23 protein-coding genes are annotated in these 26,340 nt (G+C 72.9%); 14 read left to right on the top strand and 9 right to left on the bottom strand.

Going from position 1 to position 26,340, the window contains the following annotated elements; genetic code table 11:
* The first annotated feature begins 184 nt into the window (after positions 1-184).
* Together HHX30_RS06845 and HHX30_RS41395 are read left to right on the top strand one after the other, a co-directional pair.
* Complete coding sequence (locus tag HHX30_RS06845; RefSeq protein WP_169980489.1) at positions 185-1,513, top strand: hypothetical protein; 1,329 nt, start codon at positions 185-187, stop codon at positions 1,511-1,513.
* Between the two features lie 208 nt (positions 1,514-1,721).
* Positions 1,722-4,178 carry a protein kinase domain-containing protein gene (locus HHX30_RS41395; RefSeq protein WP_311922151.1) on the top strand — a complete coding sequence of 819 codons (2,457 nt, stop codon included), beginning with the start codon at positions 1,722-1,724 and terminating at the stop codon, positions 4,176-4,178.
* A gap of 11 nt (positions 4,179-4,189) precedes the next feature.
* On the opposite strand, the gene HHX30_RS06835 is transcribed toward HHX30_RS41395, so the two are convergent.
* Positions 4,190-5,281: a magnesium and cobalt transport protein CorA gene (locus tag HHX30_RS06835; protein WP_249349728.1), complete on the bottom strand. Its 1,092-nt coding sequence runs from the start codon at positions 5,279-5,281 to the stop codon at positions 4,190-4,192.
* A gap of 189 nt (positions 5,282-5,470) precedes the next feature.
* Between HHX30_RS06835 and HHX30_RS06830 the strand changes: the two genes are divergently transcribed.
* The 3 genes from HHX30_RS06830 to HHX30_RS06820 are packed head-to-tail and all read left to right on the top strand — an operon-like array spanning position 5,471 to position 7,532.
* Positions 5,471-6,190, top strand: coding sequence for a M50 family metallopeptidase (locus HHX30_RS06830; protein WP_396703420.1), 720 nt, complete (start codon positions 5,471-5,473; stop codon positions 6,188-6,190).
* Positions 6,191-6,231: 41 nt separating this feature from the next.
* Entirely contained in the window at positions 6,232-6,990 is a 759-nt protein-coding gene (locus HHX30_RS06825) for a MerR family transcriptional regulator (RefSeq protein WP_169980488.1), read from the top strand.
* Positions 6,987-7,532: a hypothetical protein gene (locus HHX30_RS06820; RefSeq protein WP_169980486.1), complete on the top strand. Its 546-nt coding sequence runs from the start codon at positions 6,987-6,989 to the stop codon at positions 7,530-7,532. Before HHX30_RS06825 ends, HHX30_RS06820 begins: the two co-directional genes overlap by 4 nt.
* Positions 7,533-7,550: 18 nt before the next feature.
* On the opposite strand, the gene HHX30_RS06815 is transcribed toward HHX30_RS06820, so the two are convergent.
* Both HHX30_RS06815 and HHX30_RS06810 read right to left on the bottom strand, forming a co-directional pair.
* Positions 7,551-8,534: a threonine/serine dehydratase gene (locus HHX30_RS06815; RefSeq protein ID WP_169980484.1), complete on the bottom strand. Its 984-nt coding sequence runs from the start codon at positions 8,532-8,534 to the stop codon at positions 7,551-7,553.
* A 49-nt stretch (positions 8,535-8,583) separates the two neighbouring features.
* Positions 8,584-9,306: a GntR family transcriptional regulator gene (locus HHX30_RS06810; protein ID WP_310741903.1), complete on the bottom strand. Its 723-nt coding sequence runs from the start codon at positions 9,304-9,306 to the stop codon at positions 8,584-8,586.
* Between the two features lie 148 nt (positions 9,307-9,454).
* Between HHX30_RS06810 and HHX30_RS06805 the strand changes: the two genes are divergently transcribed.
* Positions 9,455-10,738, top strand: a complete 1,284-nt coding sequence (locus HHX30_RS06805; protein ID WP_311922150.1) for a hydroxyacid-oxoacid transhydrogenase — start codon at positions 9,455-9,457, stop codon at positions 10,736-10,738.
* Between the two features lie 115 nt (positions 10,739-10,853).
* On the opposite strand, the gene HHX30_RS06800 is transcribed toward HHX30_RS06805, so the two are convergent.
* Positions 10,854-12,125: an alpha/beta hydrolase gene (locus HHX30_RS06800; RefSeq protein WP_169980478.1), complete on the bottom strand. Its 1,272-nt coding sequence runs from the start codon at positions 12,123-12,125 to the stop codon at positions 10,854-10,856.
* 275 nt (positions 12,126-12,400) lie between these two features.
* Between HHX30_RS06800 and HHX30_RS06795 the strand changes: the two genes are divergently transcribed.
* The 6 genes from HHX30_RS06795 to HHX30_RS06770 all read left to right on the top strand — a co-directional run bounded on the left by HHX30_RS06795 (position 12,401) and on the right by HHX30_RS06770 (position 15,610).
* Entirely contained in the window at positions 12,401-12,634 is a 234-nt protein-coding gene (locus HHX30_RS06795; RefSeq protein ID WP_169980476.1) for a hypothetical protein, read from the top strand.
* Positions 12,631-13,053: a PIN domain-containing protein gene (locus HHX30_RS06790; RefSeq protein ID WP_169980474.1), complete on the top strand. Its 423-nt coding sequence runs from the start codon at positions 12,631-12,633 to the stop codon at positions 13,051-13,053. The genes HHX30_RS06795 and HHX30_RS06790 overlap by 4 nt, the downstream gene beginning before the upstream one ends.
* 473 nt (positions 13,054-13,526) lie before the next feature.
* Positions 13,527-13,703, top strand: a complete 177-nt coding sequence (locus HHX30_RS06785) for a hypothetical protein (RefSeq protein ID WP_169980473.1) — start codon at positions 13,527-13,529, stop codon at positions 13,701-13,703.
* Between the two features lie 78 nt (positions 13,704-13,781).
* Positions 13,782-15,044, top strand: coding sequence for a replication initiator (locus HHX30_RS06780; RefSeq protein WP_311922148.1), 1,263 nt, complete (start codon positions 13,782-13,784; stop codon positions 15,042-15,044).
* A complete protein-coding gene (locus tag HHX30_RS06775; protein WP_169980472.1) occupies positions 15,041-15,205 on the top strand; it encodes an AlpA family transcriptional regulator in 165 nt (54 codons plus the stop codon). Before HHX30_RS06780 ends, HHX30_RS06775 begins: the two co-directional genes overlap by 4 nt.
* 21 nt (positions 15,206-15,226) lie before the next feature.
* Positions 15,227-15,610: a hypothetical protein gene (locus HHX30_RS06770; RefSeq protein WP_249349726.1), complete on the top strand. Its 384-nt coding sequence runs from the start codon at positions 15,227-15,229 to the stop codon at positions 15,608-15,610.
* Between the two features lie 174 nt (positions 15,611-15,784).
* Here HHX30_RS06770 and HHX30_RS42550 read toward each other — a convergent pair whose 3' ends face one another.
* The 3 genes from HHX30_RS42550 to HHX30_RS06755 are packed head-to-tail and all read right to left on the bottom strand — an operon-like array spanning position 15,785 to position 20,516.
* The gene (locus HHX30_RS42550; RefSeq protein ID WP_169980471.1) at positions 15,785-19,252 is read right to left on the bottom strand and encodes an AAA family ATPase; all 3,468 of its coding nucleotides are present in this window, start codon (positions 19,250-19,252) and stop codon (positions 15,785-15,787) included.
* Positions 19,249-19,419 (bottom strand): hypothetical protein, encoded by a 171-nt coding sequence (locus tag HHX30_RS06760; protein WP_169980470.1) that lies wholly within the window; start codon positions 19,417-19,419, stop codon positions 19,249-19,251. Before HHX30_RS06760 ends, HHX30_RS42550 begins: the two co-directional genes overlap by 4 nt.
* Entirely contained in the window at positions 19,416-20,516 is a 1,101-nt protein-coding gene (locus tag HHX30_RS06755; RefSeq protein ID WP_169980469.1) for an exonuclease SbcCD subunit D, read from the bottom strand. Before HHX30_RS06755 ends, HHX30_RS06760 begins: the two co-directional genes overlap by 4 nt.
* A 127-nt stretch (positions 20,517-20,643) precedes the next feature.
* Between HHX30_RS06755 and HHX30_RS06750 the strand changes: the two genes are divergently transcribed.
* Positions 20,644-22,137, top strand: coding sequence for a S9 family peptidase (locus HHX30_RS06750; protein ID WP_169980468.1), 1,494 nt, complete (start codon positions 20,644-20,646; stop codon positions 22,135-22,137).
* A gap of 228 nt (positions 22,138-22,365) precedes the next feature.
* Entirely contained in the window at positions 22,366-23,892 is a 1,527-nt protein-coding gene (locus HHX30_RS06745; protein WP_169980466.1) for an LCP family protein, read from the top strand.
* A gap of 4 nt (positions 23,893-23,896) precedes the next feature.
* Here HHX30_RS06745 and HHX30_RS06740 read toward each other — a convergent pair whose 3' ends face one another.
* On the bottom strand, positions 23,897-24,892 hold the full coding sequence (locus HHX30_RS06740; RefSeq protein ID WP_169980464.1) for an enolase C-terminal domain-like protein: 996 nt from the start codon (positions 24,890-24,892) through the stop codon (positions 23,897-23,899).
* Between the two features lie 81 nt (positions 24,893-24,973).
* Positions 24,974-26,338, bottom strand: a complete 1,365-nt coding sequence (locus HHX30_RS06735; RefSeq protein WP_169980462.1) for an MFS transporter — start codon at positions 26,336-26,338, stop codon at positions 24,974-24,976.
* Positions 26,339-26,340: the final 2 nt, after the last annotated feature.

The raw sequence follows: 26,340 nt of genomic DNA, 5'->3' as shown, positions 1-26,340 counted from the left end.
TGCACGCTCCGTCCCGCACAGCGACAACTTGGTGCGCCAGCGGTTATGGATCTTCCCGTTTGACACAAATCGATGACGATAGGTCAGACCGCTCAACCGTTGCCGGTATTCGCCCGTCTACTCGTTATGAATGACGTGGCACCCTCAGGCCGCGTTCAACCACCGGGAAGGATGGTTCACCGGAATGTTGAAACGCATTCAAGCCGCGATCGCGGCAGTGGTCTTGGGAGGGGCGGCCCTCGTCGCGCTCCCGGCCACCGCCGGCGCGGCGACGGCAGCGGGTCCGAGCGACCTGACCGTCTCCCCCAATCCCGTGGTCGTCGCCGGCGGTTCGGGCACGACGGCGACCTTCACCTACAAGGCGTCGCAGAAGGGCGCGGCGAGGCTCGTCGACCGCGACGGCCACGCCGTCCCGCTGGACCCCGCCCCCGTGGGCTCCGGCGTCTACTCGGCGAGGTACGGCTTCACCTTCGACGACGAGCCGGGCGTCTGGAAGCTCCAGGTGCGGGCCGACGGCGGCACCGCGAGCAAGGAGTTCCAGGTTCACTGGACCACCGACCTCGACTTCGACGCCTCGCCTGACGTCGTCGACCGGGGCGGCCGGATCCGGCTGACCGGCGCGCTGACCTACCTGGACGGCGACGGCCGGCAGGCGTACGACGGCCAGAAGGTGGACATCGCCTTCAAGCCGGTCGGCGGCTCCTACAGCCGGGTCGGCTCGGTGACGACCGACCGGAACGGCCGGTTCTCCGTCGACGAGAGGGCGGACAGGACCGGCTGGTGGCGGGCCGAGTTCGCCGGCGCCACCGACGCCGAGCCCGCGACGAGCGACAGCGACCGCGTCGACGTCAGGGCCGCGGCCAGCCGCACCCGCATCACCGGATTCGACGCCTCCCCCGAGCCCGTCGACGCCGGTGACACGCTGCGCCTGCGCGGCCGGTTGGAGATCTCCGGCTTCGCCGGCTGGAGCGGCTACCCCGGGCAGAGCGTGAAGATCCTGTTCAAGCCCGCCGGCGGCTACCGCTGGCAGTACGTCACCTCCGACCGGACCGACTCCCACGGCCGCTTCGCGGCGGACGTCACGGCCAGGACCTCCGGCTGGTGGCGGGCCGAGTTCGAGGCGACCGGCGGAGGGTCGTACTCGGCGAGCGCGACCGACTACGTGACGGTCCGCGTGCCCCGGCCGGTGCCTCCGCCCAGGGCCGGCACCCGGGTGATCCTGTTCAACGCCTCCCCGGAGCCGGTGAAGTACCACAGGTACCTCACCTTCCGCGGCAAGCTGCAGGTCTGGGACCATGGCTGGGAGGGCTACGGCCACCAGAAGGTGACCGTCTGGTTCAAGAAGGCCGGCGGCTCCTGGCACTACGTCAAGACGCTGTGGACGAACGGCTCCGGCAAGCTCTGGGGCAAGACCACGGCGTCGGCGTCCGGCTACTGGAAGGTCGTCTTCGCCGGCAACGGCGAGGCCGGCCCGTCCTCCAGCCGGAGCGACTGGGTGCGCGTGAAGCGCTAAGGGATCTGTGAGCCGGCCCGGGGCGTGCGCACGCCCCGGGCCGGTTCATGCCGGCACCGGACCGGCTCACCACGGGGCCTCGCGTTCACCTCCGGGCCGTACGTCGTGGCCAGTGGATTTCCCGGCCGCCCGCATGTGAGCACCGTTCCGATAACAATTGCCCCATTGACACCTACTGCCGATTGGATCGATCCATAACAATGACGATGTGCCGGAGATATCACCTTTAAGGCCGGGAGACCCGCCACAAATCGGTCGTTACACACTTACCGGTCGTATTGGCGTGGGTGGCCAGGGAACGGTTTACCACGCGGTCGACCCCTCCGGGCAGCCCGTCGCGGTCAAGTGGATCCGGCCCGACCTGACCGGCGACATCGCCGGCGCCCAGCGGTTCCTCCGCGAGGTCGCCGCGGCCAAAAGAGTGGCCGCCTTCTGCACGGCCCAGGTTCTGGACACCGGCGTGGAATATGACCGGCCGTATATCGTGAGCGAGTTCATCGACGGCCCCTCACTCCAGCAGAGCGTCGCCACCTCGGGCCCTATCAGAGGAAACGCGCTCTCCCGCCTCGCGGTCGGGACGGCCACCGCGCTCGCGGCGATCCACCGTGCCGGAATCGTCCACCGGGACCTCAAGCCGCCCAACGTCATCATCGGCCCCGACGGTCCGCGCGTGATCGACTTCGGCATCTCCCGCGCGCTCGACACCACGTCGTCACTGACCTCCGTGCCGATCGGAACGCCCGCCTACATGGCGCCGGAGCAGTTCCTCAACCAGGACATCGGCCCGGCGGCCGACATGTTCGCCTGGGCCGGCACGATCGTGTTCGCGGCCAGCGGGTCGGCACCGTTCGGGAACCAGTCGCTGCCCGCCGTCATCAACCGGATCCTGAACGCCCAGCCGGACATCCGGGACATCGAGGGCAGGCTTCGGGATGTGGTGGCGTCCTGCCTCGACAAGGATCCGGCTCGCAGGCCGTCCGCCCAGCAGGTCATCGACGCGCTTATCGAACAGTCGGCTCCCGAACCCGCTCCGCAGAGCACTCACGAGAGTGCTCGGGACGCCGTTCCCGAGACCGCGCCCGAGCCCGCCGAGAGCGCGCGGGGAACCGGGCCCGAGCCCGCCGAGAGCGCGCCGGGGACCGTTCCCGAACCCGCACCTCCGGCGCCCGCCGGGGAGGCACCCGCGGAAGAACCGGACCGGACCGAGTCTCCGGAGACGACCACGGAGCCGTCGCCCGCTCCCGGCCAGGTGGGCGTGAACGCCGCCACCACAGATGCCGCCACAGATCCGGCCACGGGCGCGGCCACAGATCCGGCCACAGATCCGGCCACGGGTGCGGCCACGGACGCGTTCACAGATGCGGCCACGGACGCGGGCGGGCGCGCGGGCCGCCCGGCCGCCAAGGTCGTCGCGACGGTCTGCGCCGCGGTGGCGGCGGTCGCCGCGGCCGTGTTCGTCCTGCCCCAGGGGGAGGACCCGGGCGTGCGGGCGGTCAGGGCGCACACGTCCCTGCCGGGCTCGCCGCCGGCGTCCGCGCTCACCGTCGTACCTGCCGGACAGGCGAACCTCACGCCGGCCACGGATGCCACACCGGTCACGAGTCCGAGCGACCCCCGTCCGCAGGGCACCTCCGGCAAGAGCGGCGGGACGACCGGCGGAGGGACGACGTTCCAGCGCAAGTCCGAGCCCCGCCCCGGCTCCGGCCCGCGTCCGCCCTCGGCGCGGGACGGCGCCGTCCCCACGACGGGCCTCGTCGGCCGGGAACTGCCCGGCGTCTCCGCGGTGCTCCACGAACATCCGAGCGACCCTGTGGCGGTCGCCGCGTATCGGGTGACGGACGCCAAGGGGCGCCTGCGGGGTCTCTACACGAGGAGCTCCCCCGGCGCGAAGTTCCGGAAGTGGACGGGCTACTTCCAGGTCGAGGTCTCCCCCGACGGCAGGTACGCGGCGGGTCTGCCGACGGAGTTCACCGACGGCTACGACTCGGTCGACGTCATCGACCTGGAGACCGGCGACGTCCGCAAGACGCTGACGGTGCGGCAGCCCCTTCAGGGCACCAACATCCAGTGGTCCAGGGACGGCAGGAGGATCCTGCTGACGCTGATCATGTTCACCGGATCCACCGAGGTCACCAGCAAGGGCTTCATCGTGGCCGAGGTGGGAGAGCCGAAGGCACGGGTCGTGACGGTCGCGGACCCGGCGATCGCCCACTCGACGTTCACGTGGGACGCGCGGGACAAGGGCGTGGTCGCGCTCACCGGCACCGGCGGCACCAGAGGAATACGCTTTTTCAGCGCCGCGGGGACGGCGGTGCGCGACATGGCGGCCGGCGCCGTCGCCGACACCGTTCGCGCGGACGAGGTCGGGGTCCTGTTCGCGCCCTCCAGGCGATCGTTCCTCACCGCCTGCGCCGGCCCGGCGCGGACGTACTGCGTCTGGGACGCGGCCACGGGCCGGGAGCTGCGGCGGTTCACCGCGAACTGTCAGTACGTCTACGCCTGGTTCGGCGACGAGCACGTCGTCTGCCAGGCCACCGGGGACGGCGACGACGACGCGATCGTCGTCGCCAGTCTGAACGGACAGACGGTACGGACCATCCTGACGGCCGACGACACCACGATGGAGCGGAAGCTCGAGATCTCCTTCCAGTTCAGGTACTCGTGACCCCGGGGCCGTCAGAGCCAGTCGCGGCGTTTGAAGACCAGGTAGAGCGTGAGGCAGACGACGCCCATCAGCATGATCGCCATGGGGTATCCGAGCAGCCAGTGCAGCTCGGGCATGTGGTCGAAGTTCATCCCGTAGATCGTGCCGACCAGCGTCGGGGCGAACAGGATGGCCGCCCACGCCGAGATCTTCTTGACCTCGTCGCCCTGGGCGATGCTCGCGGCCGTGAGCTTGGTCATCTCCTCGTTCTGCTGCTGGCTGACGAGTGTGGCGTTGACGACGAGGATGTCCTGCAGCATCTGCCGGAAGCCCGCGACGCGCTCGGTGACCGTGATGGCATGGTCGGAGACGTCGCGCAGGTAGCGCTGCAGCTCCTCGTTCACGCCGTATTTGGGCGAGCCCGCGATGAAGCCGTCGAGCATCGGGACCAGCGGGCTGGTCGCCCGCTGGAACTCGATGACCTCGCGAGACAGGGCGTAGATGCGCCGGGGCGCGGCCGGGTCCCCGCCGAAGACCTGCACCTCGATCTCGTCGACGTCGTTCTGCAGCCCGGCGACCACCGGCGCGTAGCCGTCCACGACCGCGTCGAGGATCGCGTACAGCACGGCCTGCGGCCCCTGGCGCAGGAGGTCGGGGTCCGACTCCATGCGCCGGCGCACCTTGGACAGGTCGGGCGCCTCGCTGTGCCTTACGGTCAGCACGAAGTCGGGGCCGACGAAGATGTGCAGCTCGCCGAAGGCGACCTTCTCGGGCTGGTCGAGATACTGGGCGGCCCGCAGCACCACGAACAGCGTGTCGCCGTACCGGTCGGCCTTGGGCCGCTGGTGGGCGACGATGGCGTCCTCGATGGCGAGCTCGTGCAGGCCGAACTCCTCCGCCGCCTTGATCAGCTCGGCCTCCTCCGGCCGGTACAGGCCGATCCACGCCATCGCACCCGGCCGCGACCGCAGCGCGGCGATCGCGTCGCCCAGCGAAAGCGGCGAGTCCACCCGCTCGCCGTCCACGTACACGGCGTTGTCGATCACGCTGTGCCGGAACGGCTCCTCCTCGCCCGCACGGGGGTCCATGGATTGCTCGGGAGCCTGCTCCGGTTTCGCCCTCATCAGCCCACTCAATCCGCGCAGTCCACGCATACGCCGCTCAGCCACACGTAGAAGGTAACCGCCCTCGCATCGGGCACCGACCCTCGCCACCCGGCCTCGGGTTCGCGCGCATGCCGAACGTGGTGCCGCCCCAGGCGCGGGTGGTGGGCACGTCCGCGGCCGGGGGGCGTCCGCCGTACGATTCCGGGGGTGACCCCCCTGAAGGCACTGTGGAACCACCTGACCGCCGTCCAGGTCGCGCCCCCGCTCTGGCTGGTCGTCCTGTCCGGGTTCGCCGCCCTCACCGTCGTCGCCTACCCGGCGTCGTGGCACATCTCCCGCGGCCTGATCACGATCGCGCACGAGGGAGGCCACGCGCTGGTCGCGGTGCTGACCCGGCGCAAGCTGCGGGGCATCCGCCTCCACTCGGACACCTCGGGCGTGACGCTCACCAGAGGCAGGCCCACGGGGCCCGGCATGATCGCCACAGCCGCGGCGGGGTACGTCGCGCCCTCGCTGATCGGGCTCGGGGCGGCCTGGCTGGTCGCCGACGGGCGGATCACGATGCTGCTGTGGGGCGTGCTCGCCCTGCTGACGTGCATGCTGCTGGTGATCAGGAACTTCTTCGGCGCCGTGTCGCTGCTCGCCGTGGGCGGCGCGGTCTTCGCGCTGTCCTGGTTCGCGCCGCCCGACGTCCAGTCGGCCTGCGCGTACGTCGCCGCGTGGTTCCTGCTGCTCGGCGGCGTACGGCCGATCCTCGAACTGCAGAGCAAGCGGCGCGTCGGCCGCGCGCCCGACTCCGACGCCGACCAGCTCGCCCGGCTGACCCGGGTGCCCGGCACGCTCTGGGTGCTGCTGTTCCTGCTCGTCTCCGCGTCCGCGCTCGTCTACGGCGGTTATCTCCTCACGGCCCGCTGGCTGCCTCTGTGAGCTGTTGACCTTGCCGCGACGTCAACGTCTCTAATGAGGGCATGCGGATCGGCGAACTTGCCGCGCTCGTCGGGGTGTCCACCCGCACCGTGCGGCACTACCACCACCAGGGCGTGCTGCCCGAACCGTCGAGGCGGCTCAACGGCTACCGGGAGTACGGCCTGCGCGACGCGCTCCTTCTCGCCCGGGCCCGCAGGCTGACCGAGCTGGGCCTGTCGCTGGACGAGGTGCGCGACGTGCTGACCGGCGACTCCGCCCGGGAGCTGCGGGAGATCCTGCTGGAGCTGGACGCCGACCTCGCCCGGCAGGAGGCGGCGATCAGGGCCAGGCGCGGGCGGCTCGCCGCGCTGCTGAGCGAGGAGTCGCCGTCGCCGGACGACGCCGTCTCGCCGGCGATGGCCGAGTTCCTGCGGTGCCTCGAACCCGTGCGCGACTCCCCGTTCGCGGCGGCCGAGGCCGAACTGCTCGCCCTCCTCGACGCGGCGGCCGAGCCGGAGGACCGGGATCGCCTGCTGGAGCTGATGCGGCCCATGACCACACCGGAGGCGGTCGCCCGGGCCGAGGCGTTGCACCGGAGGCTGGCGGAGCTGTACGGCGCCGACCCCGCCGACCCCCGGGTCGGCGCCCTCGCCGCCGACTTCGCCGCGCACCTGCCCCGCGAGCTCGCCGCCTCGCTGGCCTCCGCGATGCCCCGCGCCGACGACCCGTTCGCCCAGGCGTTCCTCGCCGATCTGTCCCCCGCGCAGGCCGAGGTCGCGCGGCGGGCCATGGCGCTGCTCGCGGACGGAGCGGCGTCGTGAGGCACGCGATCGGCTACAGCCGGGAGCAGACGCCGGCGATGGCGGTGCTGCTGTTCGTGCTGGTCCTGGAGACCGTGGCCATGGACCTGCTGCTGCGCCGGTTCGGGCTGCCGGACGCGCCGCGCCTGGTGATACTGGCCCTCGACGCGGCGTCGGCCCTCGGCGTCCTCGGCGTCATGGTGAGCTGCGCCCGCCGGCCGCACACCGTCTCGCCGGACGCGCTGCGCCTGCGGTACGGCCGGCTGTTCGGCCTGGACGTCCCGGCGCGGCTCGTCGCGTCGGCGCGCGTCGACCGCCGCTACGACGAGAACAGACTCCTGCGCATCTCGGACGGCGAGCTCGCCCTCGCGGTCTCGTCCCAGACCAACCTCGTGGTCGACCTGCGCGAACCGATCGAGGTGTCCCCTCCGCGCCGTCCTTGGCAGGCTGTACGCCCGGCGACGGCCGTCCGGCGGGTGCGGTTCTTCGCCGACGATCCCGCGGCCGCGGTGCGGGCCGTCGCCGCGCTCACCACGACGACCACGGGCGAGCCCGCTCCCTGACCTGTCCGGGCCCGCGGGTCACGACGCGGCCGGTGCCGCCTGGTCGGCGGCGAGGACGGCCGCGAGCGCGGCGGGGGTGATGTTGCGGCCCGAGACCACCGCCACGACCCGTCCGTACACGGCGACCTTTCCGGCGAGCAGGGCGGCGACCGGCACCGCTCCCGCGCCCTCGGCCACGTATCCACGCTCCGCGGCCAGGTAGCGCAGCGCGGTTCGGATCTCGTCCTCGGTCACCGCGACCAGTTGGTGCACATGCCGTGCGACGAGGCCGATAGTGGCCGATCCCGGCTCGATGTTCCCGGCAAGGCCGTCGGCGAGGGTCGGGCCGATGCCGACGGGCACGCGGCGGCCCGCCCCGACCGCCGCGGACACGGCGGTGGAGGCCGCGGCCTCCACTCCGACGACGCGCACGTCCGCGCGGCCCGCCGCCCACAATCCCAGCCCGGAGGCGAGCCCTCCGCCGCCGATCGGACACACCACGGTCAGCGGGCCGTCGACCTGCTCGTCCAGCTCGTGGCCGATCGTGCCCTGGCCCGCGATGACGTACGGATCGTTGTAGGCCGATATGTAGTGGCAGCCCGGCGTCTCGGCGAGTGCGAGCGCGTGTTCCTCCGCCTCGTCGAAACTCTCGCCCGTGCACACCAGGTCCACGTTCAGACGGCGCAGCCCGTCCACCTTCGCTGCCGAGGCGGTCTCCGGGACCACCACCGTCGCCCGCCGGCCGAGCGTCCTGGCCGCGAAGGCGACGCCCAGCCCGTGGTTGCCGGCCGACGCCGTCACCACGCGGGTACCCGGCGCGGCGGCCACGGCGTTGAGCGCGCCCCGGACCTTGAACGACCCCGTGGGCTGCAGGCTCTCCAGCTTCAGCCCAGGGTCGCCGGGCGTGCCCGCGCCCGGGTCCACCGGAGTGGGATGGAGGTGCTCCCGAATCACCTGCCTGGCATTCTCCAGGTCGTCGCGCCGGGGAACGACGACGTCTCGTACCGATCGGTTCTCGCCCATATCCCGATCATGGACGTGGCCCGTTCGTCGCCGCAGCCCGGTTGGTCCTTTACGTTGTAGATTCGTTCAGCGCCTCGTGGACGAGGGCGATGTCGGCCGGGTCGGCGGGCCGGCCGTTCTCCGCGGCGGCCTGGGCCACGAGCAGTTCGCCGGTGTGCGCCACATGAGCGCGCATCGCCGTGGCGGCGGCGTCCGCGTCGCCCGCGAGCACGGCGGCGAGGATCGGCTCGTGCTCCGCGGCGACGTCCGCCAGCGAGCGGGAACGGTCGACGGTGGAGGCGCCGAGCGTCACCGTGGCGTCCCTGAGCCCGGCGACGACCTCGGCCAGCCGCCGGTTGGCTCCCGCGGCGAGGATCGCGTCGTGGAAGGCCCGGTCGTGCCGCATGAAACGCGGCTCGTCATGGTCGGCCGCCGCGGCGCGCATCGCCTCCAGTTCCTCGTGCAGGGCACGGGCGAGGCCGGGACCGGCGTGGCGGGTCGCCCGCCTCGTCGCGGGCACCTCCAGCAGCAGCCGCAGGTGGAACACCTCGGCGATCTCCCGGGGGTCGCGGCGCAGCACCCGGAAACCCCGGCTCCGCTCGAACCGGACCAGACCGGCCTCCGCCAGCCGGAGCATCGCCTCGCGTACGGGGGTGCGGGAGACGTTGAGCTGCCCGGCCAGCCGGTAGACCGAGTACAGCTCTCCGGGCCGCAGCTCGCCCGAGTGGATGGCCTCCCTGACCGCCTCGACGACCTGCTCGGTGAGACTGGAAGTGCCGGCGACCGCTCGCACCGTCTGACCACCCTCCCGAGGGCCGTGGGCCCGCCCGCGTCCCGGCGGCGCATTGACATGCAGCATGCTACATGCCAGGTTCCCATCGGGAACCCCGCACCGGCATCGCGCGTGCCCGCATGAGCCCCCGGATGGAAGGCCAGCGATCGTGATCGTCCCGAGCAACCCCGAGTCCGTCTTCACGTACGGCGCGCCCGCGCTCAAGTTCGGCCCCGGCGCGTCCGCCGAGATCGGCTTCGACCTCGGGCAGTACGGCGTGCGCCGCGCGCTGGTGGTGACCGACGCCGGCGTGGCGGCGACGGGCGCTCCGGCGCGGATCGCGGAACAGATCGCCGGGTTCGGCATGCACGCGGAGGTGTACGACGGCGTCCGCGTCGAGCCCACCGACGAGAGCATGCTCGCGGCGATCGAGCACGCCCGCGCGAGCGGCCCGTGGGACGCCTTCGTGGCGGTCGGCGGCGGGTCGAGCATCGACACGGCCAAGGCCGTCAACCTGCTGACCACCAACCCGGGCGAGCTGATGGACTACGTCAACGCGCCGATCGGCGCCGGACGCGCCCCCTCGCGTCCGCTCAAGCCGCTGGTCGCGGTGCCCACGACCACGGGCACCGGTTCGGAGAGCACCACCATCTGCGTGCTCGACGTGCTCGGTCTCAAGGTCAAGACGGGGATCAGCCACGCCCGGCTCCGCCCGGTGCTGGCGGTCGTGGACCCCGGCCTCACGATGACGCAGCCGCCCGAGGTGACCGCCGCGGCGGGGATGGACATCCTCTGTCACGCCCTGGAGAGCTACACCGCCCGGCCGTACACCTCCTACGAGCGCAGGCGGCCGGAGGAGCGCGTGCCGTACTGCGGGTCGAACCCGGTGGCGGACATGTGGTCGGAGCAGGCGCTCCGGCTGCTCGCCGGCTCGTTCCGCACGGCCGTACGACACGGCGACGACGCGCAGGCGCGGGGCGCGATGGCGCTGGCGGCGACGTTCGCGGGGCTGGGGTTCGGCAACGCGGGCGTACACATCCCGCACGCCAACGCCTATCCGATCGCCGGACGGGTGAAGGATTTCCACCCGGCCGGCTATCCCGGTGGCGAGCCGATGGTCCCGCACGGCATGGCCGTGGCGCTGACCGCGCCGGAGGCGTTCCGGTTCACCTTCGAGGCGGATCCCGCGCGGCACCTGCGCGCGGCCGAGCTGCTCGACCCCTCGGCGGCCACGCCGGACGACCCGGCGGAGTTCCTGCCCGGCGTGCTGACCGCGCTCATGCGCGACGTCGGCATGCCGAACGGCATCGGCGGCGTCGGGTACGCGGAGGGCGACGTGCCGGCGCTGGTGGAGGGGGCGATGAGGCAGCAGCGGCTGCTCACCACCTCACCCAGGCCCGTGGCGGAGGACGACCTCGCCGGCATCCTGACCCGGTCGCTCGCGCTCTGGTGAACCGCCCGCGGGGCGGGTGCGGGCGATCGCACGCGGCCGCCACTGACGCAACAGCGTCCGCACCCGCGTGAAGCGGGCCGCCGCCCCGCGTACCGCCCCGGCCGAGACCGGCGTCCTAGGCGCAGGTCCTCGCCTCCGGCGCGCAGAACCGGACCTCGGGGAAACGCTCCGACGGCCCGTCCAGCAGGGCCCGCGGCCGCCCTCGCAGGTGCAGGTCGAGGAACGCCCTCACGTACGTCCGGGTGACCTCCACGGTGCGGGGACCGGGAAGGCCGCCCCCGAGGTCGACGCCGATCTGACGGGCCAGCAGGTCGTAGTCGGTGAACGACGCGTGCACCGACCCGGTCACCACGAGCCAGCGCCTCCACCCGGACAGGCGCCCCCAGTCGCGGCCCCACGTCGCGTCCTCGCCTCCCGGCCCGTGCGCCTCCTGGCCCAGGAAGAGGAACGGCCGCGCCAGCCCGGTCACGGGAATCGGGACGAACATCGTGCCGTCCATGTTGATCCCGGCCCGCACGCGGCCGTCCCTCAGCATGGTCTCGGCGGCGCTCGCGCCCCCGAGCGAGCTGCCCGCCATCGCGATCCGGGACGGGTCGATCAGGCCGCCGCCCTGCCAGGCCGTGCGCGGGCCGGTCAGCCGGCCGAGCACGAAGGAGACGTCGGCCGCCCGGCTCCGCACCGCCCTCTCGCCGAAGTCCTCGCCGGACTCGATCCGGCAGGCGGCGCACGTGGCGACCCGGCCGTCGGGGAAGGTCGTCGCGAAGCTCTCGTACGTGTGGTCGATCCCGGCCACCACGTAGCCCCTGCTCGCCAGGTCCTCGGCCAGGGCCGTCAGGGAACTGGCCGGCCACGTGAATCCGGGAGAGAGCACCACGAGGGGCAGGGAGCGGCGGGCTCCCGCCGGCTTCGCGTCGCGGAACGCGTTGGTCCGCGTCCTGCTCAGCACGTCGGACGGCACGCCGGTCACCCCGGTGCCATCGAGGACGAGTTGCGACTCGGCCGGCGTCATGTACGGCGCCCGCCGCCCGCCCCGTGACTTCGCGGGATACCACAGCGTCACCATGAGCTCGCGCGCCTTCGCGTCCGGCACCCACGGGTCCGGACGGGAGAGGTCCTTGAGATACAGCGACGTGGTGCCGACCGGATGGGAGCCGGTCGGCGTAGGCAGGTACGGCGCGCGGCCCGGCTTCGCGGACGCCGGAGAGGAGGCCGCCGGCACCGGTGCGGCGGAGACGGAGCCGTACGTGGACGCCGAGGCGGGCGACGAGACGCAGCACAGCGCGGCCAGCAGAGTGAGCCTCCCGGCGGCGACCAGCCCACGCGCCGGGAGGCGGCGGCCCCCCTGGGGAACGGACGCCGCTGTCGTTCGGAAATGGATGGGTGACATGGCCTCATCCTGCGAAATGGATCCGGGGACGGGCATCGGCCGAAAGCAGGGTCGGAGCCGCCTGCGTCGTACTTTCGGACGTTTCGGCATGGACGCCCTCAGGGCCCGGACATGGCCGTCGCGCCGGGAACGGGTTTACAGCGCGTGACCATTCCAGGTCCCTCGACGCTCTTGACCTGCACCGGAGCCCGCTCGCTCGCCCGTGGCCGCGAAGATCATTGCACGCATATTGCACGGCACGAAAACGATCAGTTCCAGCACGTAGACTCGGAGCCATGACGGCTGCCGCCCCTGAAGAGTACGAGGACATGCATCGGCTGGTCGACCAGCTCAGCGGAGATCAGCTCCGGGAGATCCGCGCGCACACGCTGCGACTGGTTCACTCCTCCGAGCACGCCGACAGCGACTCCTGGCCGCCGGCCTTCTTCGGCTCCGTCCGTGCCGGCCGCTCGGATGTCGCCGCCCGTACCGAGGAGATCCTTGCCGAGGGCTTCGGACACGGCGAGTGATCGTCGTCGATACCGGCCCGCTCGTGGCCGCCACGATTTCCGACGATGCCGATCATGAGCGCTGTGTCAGCGAGTTCAAGCGCCTCCATGATGCGCGCCGAGAGCTCCTCGTCCCCAGCTTCGTCGCGGCCGAAGTCTGCTACATGATCTCCAGGTTCGGCGGCGCCGCACCGGAGGCCGCGTTTCTCCACGCTCTCGAGTCGGACGTGTTCACGCTCGTCGAGCTGACCGAGCCTGACCTCTCCAGAGTCGCCGCGCTGGTCGAACGCTACGCGGACTTCCCCCTCGGCGCCGTTGACGCCTCGGTCGTCGCGGTGGCCGAGCGCGTCAAAGTCACTGAGGTGTTCACGCTCGACGTACGCCACTTCGCCGCGGTCCGCCCCGTGCACGTGCCCGCCTTCACCCTGCTTCCCGGGTAGGGCCTCCGTCCCTGCGATCCGCGATCAAGCCCCCGAGGCTCGTGCGGCCTCGCACGCTCCTCCCCCGTCCGCGCATCCCGTATGCCGTCGACCCGCTGCGGAGCAGCAGCAGGCCGGCGACGGAGGCGCAAGCCCGTCTTCGTGTGTACGTCAGCCGGTCGCCGTTCCTCGGCCATCGGACGCCAAGGGTCAAAGACGGGCTTGAGCCGTAGGAGCTGGTCTGCTGGGCTTGCCCGGGTCGATGGCAGGAGGATGGATGCGCGGGCTCTACATCAGCCACCTGCGGCCCGCGTTCTCCGGCCGGGCGGCATCCTGGAGCCGGAGCGCCCCCGCCGGAGGCACAATATGCGCGTGACGGCGATCGCTCTACCGTGCGTGGGGTCACTGAGGTGGGTCGCATGGCAGGCAGGAAGTGGGATCGTGAGGCTCGCCGGGTCCTGCTCGGCTGGACATGCTTCTTAACGTGTTGGTGCGTGTGGGATGTGCTCTCGGACCTTGTCGTTGACGGCCCGCAGAAGATCACGTCGGTGCATGTCGTTGCCCGTGTTGTCGTTGCCGCAGTTTTCTGGCTCGTGGGTGCGCTGCTCTTGCGCTGGCTGGTCCGGACGGTGAACGGGAAATCCGAAAGCGAGGAAGACGCCGACGGCTAAAAGAGGTCAGCGGTCGTTGGTCGGGCGTTGTAGGCGGGCCCCCGCGATTGCCTGTGGCGTTGGTTCCGGCCTGGTGGTGTGTGGCGGGCGGCGCGCAGCGCCGCCCTTGATGCGGCCATTGAGGACCTGGACGAGGAGATCAACCGGGCGGGCCTGCGCGGCAACGTCCTCGGCCGCACCTCCGGCGAGCGCTCACGCTCCACGAAGCGGCGGCAGGACGCCCCGGATCTGCCCAAGCGGCAGATGACCAAGGCCACGCTCGGGCGGACCTTCACCGGCTCGGAGGGAAAGACCTATCGGCCGTCGATGTTCGTCACGCTCACCCTGCCCTCCTACGGACGAGTTTTGGAGGGTGCGCCCGTCCATCCGGGCACCTACGACTACGCGCGGGCGGCCCGCGACGCGCTGCACTTCTCCAAGCTTGTGGACCGCTTCGTGCAGAACCTTCGCCGAGTGGCGGGCTATGACGTGCAGTACTTCGCCACCGTCGAACCTCAGAAACGGCTCGCGCCGCACCTGCACATGGCGATCCGTGGCACCCTGCCCCGTGCGGAGCTGTGGCAGATCATCGCCGCGACCTACCACCAGGTGTGGTGGCCCTCGACCGATGAAGTCCGGTTCGAGGGTGACCACCTGCCGGTCTGGAAGGACGGGGCCGGCTACCTCGACCCCGACACCGGGGAAGTCCTGCCGACCTGGGAACAGGCCCTCGACGCTCTGGACACCGACGAGGACGCCGAGCCCCTGCACGTGCTCCGGTTCGGCGACCAACTCGACATTGAGAGCGTCCTCGCCGGAACCCCGGACGCCGACCAGCTCATTCAGTACCTGTCCAAGTACCTGACCAAGTCCCTCGGCGACGCTCTCGGCACCGATGACCCTCGCCGCAAGGCACATGCAGAGCGGCTACTGGAGGCGCTGCGGTTCGAACCGTGCTCGCCGACCTGCCCGAACTGGCTCCGCTACGGCATCCCGCCCAAGGGTGCCAAGCCCGGCGTGGCTCCGGGCCGGTGCAAGGGAAAGGCGCACAAGCCCGATCACCTCGGCTACGCGGGCCGACGCGTCCTGGTCTCGCGGAAGTGGTCGAACAAGACCCTCACGGAGCACAAGCAGGACCGCCGCACGTGGGTTCTGGAAGCTCTCGGCGTGGAAGACGAGCCGGTCGACCCCCACCGCTACATCTGGCGACCCGTCAAGCCCGGAGATCCCGACTTGGCCCCAATCGGTGTGCGCCTGCTCCGCTCGGTCCATGAACGGCAGCGCTGGCGTAATCACCTGGCCCGGCTCGAAGCCGAGGCAGACGGCCAAGATCTTTCGGCAACTGAAGGGAGGGCGGCATGAAGAAAGACGACAAGCTGATGACAGTCCCCGAAATCCTCGACGAGCTCGGCGGCAGCTCCCGCCGGACCTTCTACCGGTGGCGTGAGACCGGCAAGGCTCCCGAGGGCCTCAAGCTCCCCAACGGGGAGATCCGCATCTACCGCAGTGAGTTCGACGCCTAGCTAAAGCCTGCGGGAGGCTGCGTGAACACCTCCTATGACGTGAAGTTCTTCGAGACCTACCGGAACAAGTCGAGCAAGACGCCGTCCTACGTCGTTCGATGGCAGGTGGCCGGCAAGCGGTCTTTGAAGACCTACCGGACCAAGGCTCTCGCCGAGATCTTGTCGGACCTCCGCCAGGCGGCCAAGCGGGGAGAGCCGTTCGACGTCGAGAGCGGTCTACCGGCCTCCATGATCAAGGCCAAGAGCGCGCGGACCGTCTTCGCCTTCGTCCGGGCCTACATCGATATGAAGTGGCCCCACGCTGCGGCGAAGACGCGCGACAGCATCTCTGACGCGCTCTCCACCGCGACGAGACGAAGACCGTGCGGCTTGCCCTCGACGCTCTCGCGTCCGGAGGGCCTCTGAGCTGCTGTTCTGCTGGTGGCAGGTCCAGGGTTCGAACCTGGGTAGGCTGAGCCGACGGTTTCCCTTCGCCGTCGACGATCTCCGTGACCGGGACGGCACGGCGACGCCGCCGGCAGGCCGGCGACCGCGCGGCCGGTCCGGCCGTCCGCCGACCTCGCGCGTCACCACACGCGGTCAGCGATGCGACAGGGTGGAACCGGAACGGCCCTTGATAACGCGAAGCTGGGCGGGGATGCGCACCCGCAGTTCGGCAACGTGACTGACGACACCGACGGCGCGGCCGCCCTCGCGCAGGCCGTCGAGGATGTCGAGCACGTCGTCGAGCGTCTCGTCGTCGAGCGTGCCGAAGCCCTCGTCCACGAAGAGGCTGCCGATCTCCGCGCCGCCCGCCTCCGCCGTGACCACGTCGGCCAGGCCCAGCGCCAGGGCGAGCGAGGTGATGAAGCTCTCGCCGCCGGAGAGCGTGGCGGGGTCGCGTTCCACGCCGGTCCAGGCGTCGAGCACGCGCAGGCCCAGCCCGCCGCCCGACCGGCCCCGGTCGCCCGCGGACCGGTTCAGGTCGTGCCGCAGCAGATAGCGACCGCTCGACATGCGGTCGAGGCGCTCGTTCGCCGCGTCGACGACCTGCCGGAGCCGCTCCCCCAGCACGTACGCCGACAGCCTCATGTGCCACCGGTTGTCGCCGGACGTTCCGGTCGCCAGCTCGGCGAGCCGGCGCACCAGGCGGTGGCGCTCCTCGGCGGGCCGGTAGGCGCGCAGCGCGGCGTCCAGTTCGCCGGCGAGCCCCGTGAGCTGGTCGAGCCTGCCCCGCGCCCGGTCGCGCGCCGAGGTGCGGGCGGCGTGGTCCCGCTCGGCCCGCTCGTGGCCGGCCTCCAGCTCCGGCAGGTCCGCGCCCGGCTGGGCCGCCGCAGCCACCAGTTCGGGGTCGGCGAGGAGCCCCTCGACCGTGGCACGCTCGGCGTCCAGGTGACCCAGCCGCTCGGACATCGTCTCCCGGTCCTCCGGCGTGCGGACGGCGGCGGCCGCGTGCTCAACGCTCGCGAACCCCTCCCCGGCGGCGGCCCTGGCCGCCTCCGTCAGCGCCGCCCGGCTCTCGCGGTCGGCGGCGGCCGCCGCGACCGCCGCCTCGGCGGCCTCCCTGAGCAGGTCCGCCTCCTCCTCGAGCCGATCGAGGCGGGCGGCGAGCGAGGCGTCCTCGCCGCGGGCGGCGTCGATCACCTCGGCCAGCCTGTGCTCGTCGGCCACCAGCCTGTCCCGGTGCGCCCGCGCCTCCGCGATCGCCGCGCCGGTGCGCGCGGCCCGCGTGCCCAGCTCCTCCAGCTCGGCCGCGAGCCGGGTGGCGCGGGCGGCCAGCTCCTCCTCGGACGCGGCGAGGGACCGGGCGCGCGCCAGGTCCGCCTCCGCCGTCACGAGGTCGCCCTCCAGGCCGGCGGAGAGCCGCTCGCCCTCCGCGAGCAGGGCGTCCCTCCTGGTCCTGGTCTCGGTCAGCAGCCCGGTCAGCTCCGCGGCCCGGTCACGCGCCGACTCCAGCTCCGCCGCGAGCCGCCCGGCCTCCCCCTCGGCGGCCGCGACCGCCGTCTCCGCCGCGCGCAGCCGCGACAGCTCCTCGCGGGCGTCCGCGAGGGCGGCGGACGCGTCGTCCTGAGACAGGTCCCCGGCGCGCGCCGCCGCGTCGCCGAGCCGCGACGAGAGCGCGGCGACGCTCGCCTCCGCCTCCTCACGAGCCCGCTGGGCGGCTTCGAACGCCTCCTGCGCGGCCTGCTCGTCGTCCGCGGTCGCGGCCCGTGCCGCGGGCGCGGCGGGGCGGGGGTGTTCGGTGGCGCCGCAGACGTCGCAGGGCTCCCCGGCGACGAGCCCCGCCGCCAGTTCGGCGGCCATGCCGTCGATCCTGGCCTGGCGGACCTCCTGGAGCCGGTCCCTGCGTTCCTGGGCCAGGTCGACGGCCGCGCGCCGGTCGTGCTCGGCCGCCTCCAGCTCGGCGGTCAGCGTGTCACGCAGCCGCGCGGCCGCCAGGCGCTCCTCCGCCAGGTGGGCGGCGGCCTCCAGGGCGGGGACGCGCGCGGCCATGTCGCGTAAACCCCTGAGCCGTTCCTCGGCGCCCACCAGCAGCGCGGGCAGCTCCGCCTGCGCGGCCCCCGCCCGCGCCTCCTCCTCGGCGAGCCGCGTCAGTTCGGCGTCCAGCAGATCGGCCTGCTCGGTGACCTCCCGCACCCGCAGCGCGGCGTCCCTGGCGGCCGTGAGGCCCGGCAGGCTCGCCGCCGCCGTACGCGCCCGGGCGAGCCGTTCCTCGACGTCGAGCCGCTCGGCCGGCAGAGCCGCCCGCCGCCGCGTCAGCCCGGTCTCCTCCTCGGCCAGCTCGGCGAGCCCGCGTTCGGCGTCCGCGCGCTCGTGGCGAACCTGCCGAAGGCGCGCCTCCTCCGGGAGGATCTGGCGCACCCGGGCGACCTCGTCGCGCCGTTCCCGCTCCAGCACGGCCAGCCGCTCGGGATCCGGCCGCTCGCCGTCCGGTCCCTCACCCGGCTCCTCACCCGGCTCCTCACCCGGGTCCACGCGCGGTCCCGCGAGGGAGCGCGACACCGTGAGGCCGGGAAGCGCGCGGAGCGTGGCGTCGGCGGCCAGCCGCCGCGCCTTGGCCGCGGCCTCCGCCCGCTGGCCGGCCTGCCGGATCAGCGGCGCCACCCGGTCGGCCCGCGCGGCCTCGTCGAGCATCGCCTCCAGGTCCGACCGCTCGTCCGCCGCCGCGTCGAGCTCCTGTCGCCGGGCCAGGGCGGCGGCGTGCCTGCGCTGCCGGTCGGCCAGGGCCCGGCCCTCCTCCAGTCGGGCGCGGGCGGACAGCAGCGCCTCCTGGCTCGCCGTGCCGGCCGCGACCGCGCCGGCGAGCGCGCCGCGGGCGAGGTCGAGCACCTCCCGCGACCAGGCGGCGGGCTCGGAGGCGTCCTTGGGCAGCGGCAGGTCGTCTCCGGCCGCGCCGCGCATGCGGTCGAGCACCGACTCGACCCGCTGGCCCAGCTCCTGGGCATCCCGCCAGGTGCGCGTCCGATGGTCGGCGAGCCACCGCTCCACGTCGCCGAACACCCGCACGGAGAAGAGCCGTTCGAGCAGTTCCCGCCGCTCCTCGCCGCCGGCCCGCAGGAACTTCGCGAACTCGCCCTGCGGCAACATCGCGACCTGACAGAACTGGGCCATGGTCATGCCGGTCAGCGTGTTCACGAAGTCGCCGGCCTCGTCGCTGCGGGTGCTGCGCGCGATCCACTGCCCGCCGGGCCCGGTCAGCCCGTCGACGAGTTCCTCGACCAGGGCCTTCGCCTTCTCCTCCACCAGGCCCGTGCCCCTCAGCTTCGGCCGCATCCAGGCGGGCGAACGGGTGATGCGCAGGCGCCTGCCCCGGATCGTCACCTCCAGCGTCACCGACGGCCCCCGATCCGGCGGCGCGTGGTCGCAGCGCAGACTCCGAGCGCTCTCCCGCTGGCCGGGCACCCTGCCGTAGAGGGCGTAGCAGACGGCGTCGAGCACGGTCGTCTTCCCGGCGCCGGTCGGCCCGTGGATCAGGAACAGGCCCGCCTCGCCGAGCGCGTCGAAGTCGACCTCCTCCGTCCCCGGGAACGACCCGAACGCGACCAGGCGCAGCCGATGCAGCCTCACCGGACCTCCAAACTCGTCCACGGGCCGGGCCCGCGCCCCCGCACCACCACCCGCATGGACAGGCTCCTCATGCCACCCTCTCGCCTGGCGGCTCGGGGTCGCGTCGTGCCGGAGGCGCGCAGGTGACCCGGCCGCATCGCGCTGTGCCCACCGATTCGCTCGCTCATACGCTCTCCTTGATGCGGCACGCCTCGACCGCCTCCTCCAGCAGGCGCCGTTCGCCGTCGTCGGCGGGCTCGCCGCGGACCTCGCGGACGAAGTCGAGCGCCACCTCTATCTCGGGCCGGCCGGCGATCCTCGCCCTGGCCGCCGGTCCCCGCGCCACGCCGTCCGGCTCGAAGGCGAGCGCCAGCGCGTGCGGGAAGCGCCGGCGCAGGCGCTCCATCGCCTCGCGCGGCCGCACCGGGTCGGTCAGCGTCACCTGCAGCCAGTGGTCCTCGTACCGGTCGTAGCGACCGTCGGTCAGCAGGTCCTCGATGCGGCCCCGCACCGTGCTCACCGGCCGGGGCACGGGGGCGGGGACGAACTCCGTCCCGCCCGTGGCGAGGTCGACCAGCCAGGAGCCCTTGGTGTGGCCGGCCTCGGAGAAGGAATAGGCGATCGGCGATCCGCTGTAGCGAACGGTCTCGCTCATCACCTGGCGCCCGTGCAGATGTCCGAGCGCCGCGTAGTCGACCCCGGCGAAGGCGCTCAACGGCACGTGGGAGACTCCGCCGACGCTGATGTCCCGCTCGCTGTCGCTCGCCTCTCCCCCGGTCACGAAGGCGTGCGCGAGCACCACCTTGCGCTCCGCCGGGTGCGCCCGGACACGCTCCATCGCGTACGAGACCGCGGCGGTGTGGCTGCGCTCGGCCAGCTCCCACGGCCCCCGGACGAGCTCGGGCTCCAGATAGGGGATGCCGAAGAACGCCACGTCGCCGATCACGACCGGCTCCCAGGCCCGGCCGGGGTCGGTGCGCAGATGCACCCGCTCCATGAGGTCGGCGCCGAAGCCCAGCCGTACGGCGGAGTCGTGGTTGCCGCTGATCAGCACGGTGTGCACGCCGAGGGTCTTGAGCCTGGCCAGCGCCTCGTTGCACAGCGCCACCGCGTCGACGGGCGGCAGGGCCCGGTCATAGACGTCGCCGGAGACCACCACGACGTCCACGCGCTCGGCACGCACGGTCTCGACCAGGTGGTCGACGAACGCCGCCTGGGCGCCGAGCAGGCTCTCGCGGTGGAACGACCGGCCCAGATGCCAGTCGGAGCTGTGCAGGACACGCATGTCGCAGGAAGCTAACAGGTCCCGCCGACAAACGCGGCCCCAACCACCCCTCTGGTGGGCGTGGTAAATGGGAAGTAATGACTTAGCCTGGATTCGGTATCGCGCGCACGCATGGGGGAGCGGCCTCATGAACGTCGGCCGGGGCACTCTCGGAGTGATCGCCGGTGTGCTGATGGTGGTGCTCGCCTCCGTCGGCCACCTGCTCTCCCCACCGGCCTTCGACCCCGCACCCCTGCCCGCTTCGCCCCGGTTCCGCGAGATACCTCCCCAGCCCGCCGTCGAAGTGCGCCCGGTCGCCCGCACCGACAGGTTCCGTACCGAGACGATCCTCGTCCCGGCGAGGAACGAGACGCTGAAGGCGACGATCAGGGCGCCCCTGTCCCCTGGACGCCACCCGGCGATGGTGTTCGTGCAGGGCTCGGGATCGGGTGACGGCGGGGAGTTCACCCAGCAGGCCGAGTGGCTGGCCCGGGCGGGCATCGTGACGCTGGCGTACGACAAGCGGACCGTGGGCTACTCCTTCCGCAGCCGCGATTTCGGGCTGCTCGCCGACGACGCCCTGCGCATGCTGCGGGCGCTCCGGGAGCGACCGGACGTCGACCCGGCGCGGGCCGGCCTGTGGGGGGTCAGCGAGGGGGGCTGGGTCGTCCCCATCGCCGCCGCCCGCGATCCGCAGGCCGCTTTCGCGGTCCTGGTCTCCTCGCCGAACGTCTCGCCGCTGCGCCAGGTCGCCTGGGCGCTGAACGAGCAACTGCTGCGCCTGCACGCCCCGACCGGCGTGCGCGACCTGCTCACCCGGGCGATGGGCGGGGTCGGCTTCGATTTCCTGCGCTACGACGGGGTGCCCGCCCTGCGCGGGATCGGTCAGCCCGTCCTCGCGTTGTACGGCACCGACGACCCGTCCATTCCCTTCGTGGAGAGCACCGAGGCCCTCACCGGCGCCCTGACGCGGAGCGGCAACACCGACTACACGATCCGCTTCCTCGCGGGGGCCGACCACGCCATGCGGATCCGCGGCGGGCCGTACGCGGCGGACTACCTGCCGACGCTGGCGAACTGGATCAAGGACCTGCCGCGCACGGCCAGGTCCCCGCTGCCGATCGCGGGGGCGACCCCGGTGCAGCGTTTCGAGGCGAGCGACGTGCCGGCCGCGCCGTGGTGGGGGGACAGCACCATCCTGTGGCTCACGCTCTGCCTGGCCGCGGTCGGATACGTCGCGGCGCCGGTCACCGAGATGGTCGTCCGGCTGCGCGGGCGCGACCTGCGGCTGCAGGCCAGGGTCCACCTGTGGCCCGCCCTCAGGCGGCGACTGCGCCGGATGGCCTGGACCGCGCTCGGCGAGCTGGCCGCCGTCATGGCGTTCATCACGCTCATCGTGCTGTTCTCCGTCAACCAGGCCGGCGCCTGGCCCGCCGTGCAGGCCGGGTGGCTGGTCGTACGCCTGCTCGCCATCGTGATGCTCGTGCAGACGGTCACGGCGTTCGCAGCGGTGATCGGCGGCCTGCGGGACGGGTGGGAGCCGACGCCCTGGCAGAAGAGCGTCCTCGCCGGCGTGCTCGGCGGAACCGCGCTGCTGCTGCTGACCGCCGCCTACTACGGCCTGTTCGCCTTCCCCTGGTAGCCGGTCCGGGTTCGGGCGGCCGTCCCCGACGCCCTTAACCTCTCTCCGGGCGCATCATGACCCGCGACCCGGATCCGGCCGGCCGCGGGGGCCCGCCACCGGCCGTTCGACCGCGGATCGAGAGCCGGTTCCCACGATAGGGACGAGCCCTGGTCAAATCCGGGTACGAACTTCCCCGGCTCGCGGCTGCCACCGGTTTTCCGCGGCCGGCGTCGCTTCAATTAACACGTGGTCACCCCTGATCTGGCACCCCGGAAGGGCGCCGCGCCGCCGACGCGTCGCAGCGGGCCGGCGCGGAGAGCCGCCGCGCTCATCGGCTGGGTGGCGCTGTCGGCGGTGCTGCCCGGCGCGGCGCACCTTCGGGCGGGCCGGTGGCGCACCGGACTGCTCCTGCTCGGCGGCTACCTGACCGTGGCCGTCAGCGTCGCCGGCGTGGCCGCGGGCGCCGACGCGGGCCTCGCCGGGCACGCGCTGGGCTGGCTGAGCCAGATCTCCCTGGTGTTCGCGGCCTGTGCCGTCGCCTGGTTCTGCCTGGTCGTCCGCTCGTACGTCGTCCTGCGTCCCGGGCGGCTGCCCCGCTCCGGGCAGATCCTCACCGGCCTGGTCGCGGGGGTGCTCGCGGTCCTCGTCGCCGTGCCGTTCGCGGTCGCCGCCCGGTACGTCCGCGTGTCCGAGCAGACCCTCGACTCGCTCTTCAGCGCATCGGACGGGTCCGGCCAGGTGGGCGGCGCCGTACGCCGGGACGACCCGTGGGCGGGCCGCGACCGGGTCAACGTGCTCCTGCTGGGTGGCGACTGGGGCGACAACCGGATCGGGATGCGCACCGACAGCATCAACGTCGCCAGCGTGGACGTGCGGACCGGCAACACGGTGCTGCTCGGGCTGCCCCGCAACCTGGAGCACGTCCGCTTCCCCCCCGGCAGCCCCATGGCGGCCCGGTTCCCCTTCGGATTCCAGCTGCCCGAGTCCCGCCCCGGCTGGCGGGAGGACCTGCTGTTCTCGGTGTGGCAGTACGCCGACGACCATCCCGAACTGTTCGGCGGGCGGCGGCACATGGGCGCCGAGGTACTCAAGGAGACGGTCGGTCACATCCTGGGCCTGCGGATCGACTGGTACGCGCTGGTCAACATCTGGGGCTTCGCGAAGATGATCGACGCCCTCGGCGGGCTCGTGGTGGCGGTGGACCGCGACATCGTGTACGGCCTGTACGACGAGGGCGTCGTCAGGGCGGGCACCCGGCGGCTGACCGGCACCGAGGCGCTGTGGTACGCCCGCTCCCGCACCGGCAGCGACGACTTCGACCGCATGCACCGGCAGCGGTGCGTCCTCGGGGCCCTGCTCTCCCAGGCCGACCCGGCCACGGTGCTGACGAGGTTCACCGAGATCGCGGCGGCCACGCGCGGGCTCATCCGCACCGACGTGCCCCGGCCCATGCTGGAGCACCTGGTGCCGCTGGCGTGGAAGGTCAAGCACGCCGCGATCAACAGCCTGCAGTTCGTGCCGCCCCTGATCAGCACCGCTTATCCGGACTGGGACCGGATCCGGCTGCTCACGGCCAGGGCGATCCGCGCCTCGGTCCACCCCCAGGCCGGCCCGTCCGCCGCGTCGGCCGGCTCCTCGCCCGCCGCCGCTCCGCGCCGGCACCGCCACCGGCACTCCCCGTCGCCCTCTCCCACGCTCGTGCTCGCCACGCCCGGGACGCCGAGCCCGATCGACGACGGCTGCGGGACGCCGCACACGGCGACGGCCCGCTGAGCCGTCAGACGCGGAAGGTCTCGCGGGCCATGCGGCGTACGCGATCCTCGTCCACGTTGTGCCCGAGACCGGGCTGGGTGAGCGGCACGGCGACGACCCCGCCGGAGGCGCCGACCGGCGGGAGCACCACCTGGGCGCTGCGCGGCGGCTCGGCCACGTCGCTGGGCAGGGAGCAGCCGGGCAGGCTGGCGACGGCGACCGTCGCGGCCCGGGCGAGTCCCGCGCCGAGGCCGCCCGCGCAGACGATGTCCCACCCGGCCTCCACCGCGCGGTCGTGCGCGCGCCGTACGGCGCCGAGCGAGCCGATCTTCGCGGGGCGCAGCAGCAGCGCCCGGCCCGCCCTGACGCTCACCGCCTCGTCGAACTCGGCCACCGAACTCACCTCGACCGCGACCGCGGCCGACACCCTGTCTTGCAGGTCGGCGCTGGTCAGCAGGTCCTTGAACGGGCGCTCGATCGCCACCACCCCGTAGGCGTCCAGCGCCTCCAGTTGGGCGATCTCGGTGTAGGCGCCACGCCCGTCCACCGCGATGGCGAGGCCGGGGTAGGCGGCGCGCACGGCGCGCAGCGGCTCCACGTCCCAGCCGGGGTGGACGTCCAGCGTCACGTGCCCGTAGCCGGCGCACACGTGCCGGTTCACCCGGGCGACCATGCTCTCCAGCGAGCGGTCCGCCGTAAGCCGGACGGTCGCGATCAGCGAGGTACGGCTGCCGCCGAGTGCGTGGGCGAGCGGGACGCCGTTCATGCGGCCCCACAGGTCCCAGCAGGCCATGTCGCCGGCCGCGCCGCCGGGGTTGTCCCCCAGCTCCGAGGGGTGCTCCCAGTCGAGGCCCACGAGCGCGGGCAGGGCCCGCTCCAGCGGGCCGGCCTCGCCGGGATCGACGGCCTCGCCCCAGCCGACCATGCCGCCGTAGTCCGTGATCTTTACCAGGACGGTCTCCGGACGCCTGCCATACGGCAGGGTCATCCTGAAGACCTCCAGCTCCCGGACACGCGGCACTCGGATCCCCTTAATTCTTTCCCCGGGGTCCCCGCCCGCGGCCGGGCCGGACACGGCGCCTGGCGGAATTTCCGGGATTCCCTAGACCTCCATGGTGCCCGCTTCGCGGCGGTGCTCGAAACGGCCGCCGGCCAGTGCGGCCGTGCCGGCCATGACGACGAGCAGGCCCAGGCACGTCAGGTAGACCCACGGCAGGCCACCGTACGCGGCGAGCAGCGCGCCGGTCAGCGAGACGGCGACGACCGAGAAGACCGATTCGCCGACGCTCAGCGACGCGCTGTTGCGGCCCTCCTCCCCGGGCGCCGACAGCTCCAGGACCAGCACCGACAGCGTCGGGAAGACCATGCCGATGCCCAGCCCGGCCACCACCCAGCCCGCGAACACGACGGGGACGGGCACGGCGGGGATGACGGCGGACGCGGTGACGCAGATCCCGGCGGCGATCAGCATCGCGCCGAGACGGATGGTCAGCGCCCGCGCGTGCGGCCTGCGGCCCTGGATCCAGGACCCGAGGGACCAGGCGAGGGCCCCGCCGGTGAGCGCGAGACCGGCCTCGGCCGCGTTCAGCCCCCGCTCCCGCACCAGCATCAGCGGCACGAACACCTCGGCGGCGAAGAACGACCCGGCGGCCAGGCCGCGCAGCGCGACCACGGTGGGCAGGCCACGGGCGGCGCGCAGCGTCCCCGTGGGCAGCAGCCTCGGCAGCGTCAGCGCGAGCACCGCCAGCCCGGCCACGGCCAGGGGGACGCCCGCACCGGCAGCGCCGCTGCCGTACTGCAGCAGGGCCGCGCCGACCGCGGCGCACACGCCCCAGGCGAAGCGGGGCAGGAAGGCCCGGCCCATCGCCTCCCTCGGCTGCCCGCCCGCCGCGGGCAGGCCGCGCCACATGATCAGCGCGGCGGGGACCGACAGCACCGCGACGCCCAGGAAGATCCAGCGCCAGCTCCAGGTCTCCGCCACGAACCCGGTGACCGCCGGGCCGACCACTGACGGCAGCACCCAGGCCGCCGCCAGCGCCGAGAACACCCGAGGGTGCATGGCGGAGGGATACGCCTGGGCGACGAGGACGTACAGCGCCACGTTGAACAGGCCGCCCCCGAGCCCCTGGAGGAACCGGCCGACGAGGAAGACCTCCATGGCGGGCGCGAACCCGGAGACCGCCAGCCCGGCGACGAACCCCGCCACCCCGGTCCACAGGGCGGGGAACGGCCCCCGCGCGTCGCCCCAGCGGCCGCCGAGCACCGTGGCGATCACGGTGGCGGCCATGCCGCCGCTGAACGCGAGGCCGTACAGGTGGTAGCCGTTCAGCTCGCGGCCGATCAGCGGCATCGCGGTGGCCACCGCGAGATACTCGAACGCCACGAGCATCACCAGGGCCACGATTCCGACGCTCAGGGCCCGGTATCGCTGGCTGAAGACGGCCGGGGCGGTCATCACCGAAGTCATGA

The organism is Microbispora sp. H10836 (genome assembly GCF_012999525.1).
Taxonomy (GTDB): Bacteria; Actinomycetota; Actinomycetes; order Streptosporangiales; family Streptosporangiaceae; genus Microbispora.
The sequence above is the reverse complement of the archived record's forward strand: the minus strand, read 5'-3'. Positions and strand labels throughout refer to the sequence as shown.

Bases quoted from the DNA above. Each gene is read 5' to 3' on its own strand.
- HHX30_RS06760 (WP_169980470.1), bottom strand. From the start codon at position 19,419: ATGAGCGAGCGAATCGGTGGGCACAGCGCGATGCGGCCGGGTCACCTG.
- HHX30_RS06825 (WP_169980488.1), top strand. From the start codon at position 6,232: ATGCGGATCGGCGAACTTGCCGCGCTCGTCGGGGTGTCCACCCGCACC.
- HHX30_RS06755 (WP_169980469.1), bottom strand. From the start codon at position 20,516: ATGCGTGTCCTGCACAGCTCCGACTGGCATCTGGGCCGGTCGTTCCAC.
- HHX30_RS06815 (WP_169980484.1), bottom strand. From the start codon at position 8,534: ATGGGCGAGAACCGATCGGTACGAGACGTCGTCGTTCCCCGGCGCGAC.
- HHX30_RS06845 (WP_169980489.1), top strand. From the start codon at position 185: ATGTTGAAACGCATTCAAGCCGCGATCGCGGCAGTGGTCTTGGGAGGG.
- HHX30_RS06750 (WP_169980468.1), top strand. From the start codon at position 20,644: ATGAACGTCGGCCGGGGCACTCTCGGAGTGATCGCCGGTGTGCTGATG.
- HHX30_RS06775 (WP_169980472.1), top strand. From the start codon at position 15,041: ATGAAGAAAGACGACAAGCTGATGACAGTCCCCGAAATCCTCGACGAG.
- HHX30_RS06835 (WP_249349728.1), bottom strand. From the start codon at position 5,281: ATGAGGGCGAAACCGGAGCAGGCTCCCGAGCAATCCATGGACCCCCGT.
- HHX30_RS06735 (WP_169980462.1), bottom strand. From the start codon at position 26,338: ATGACTTCGGTGATGACCGCCCCGGCCGTCTTCAGCCAGCGATACCGG.
- HHX30_RS06800 (WP_169980478.1), bottom strand. From the start codon at position 12,125: ATGTCACCCATCCATTTCCGAACGACAGCGGCGTCCGTTCCCCAGGGG.
- HHX30_RS06795 (WP_169980476.1), top strand. From the start codon at position 12,401: ATGACGGCTGCCGCCCCTGAAGAGTACGAGGACATGCATCGGCTGGTC.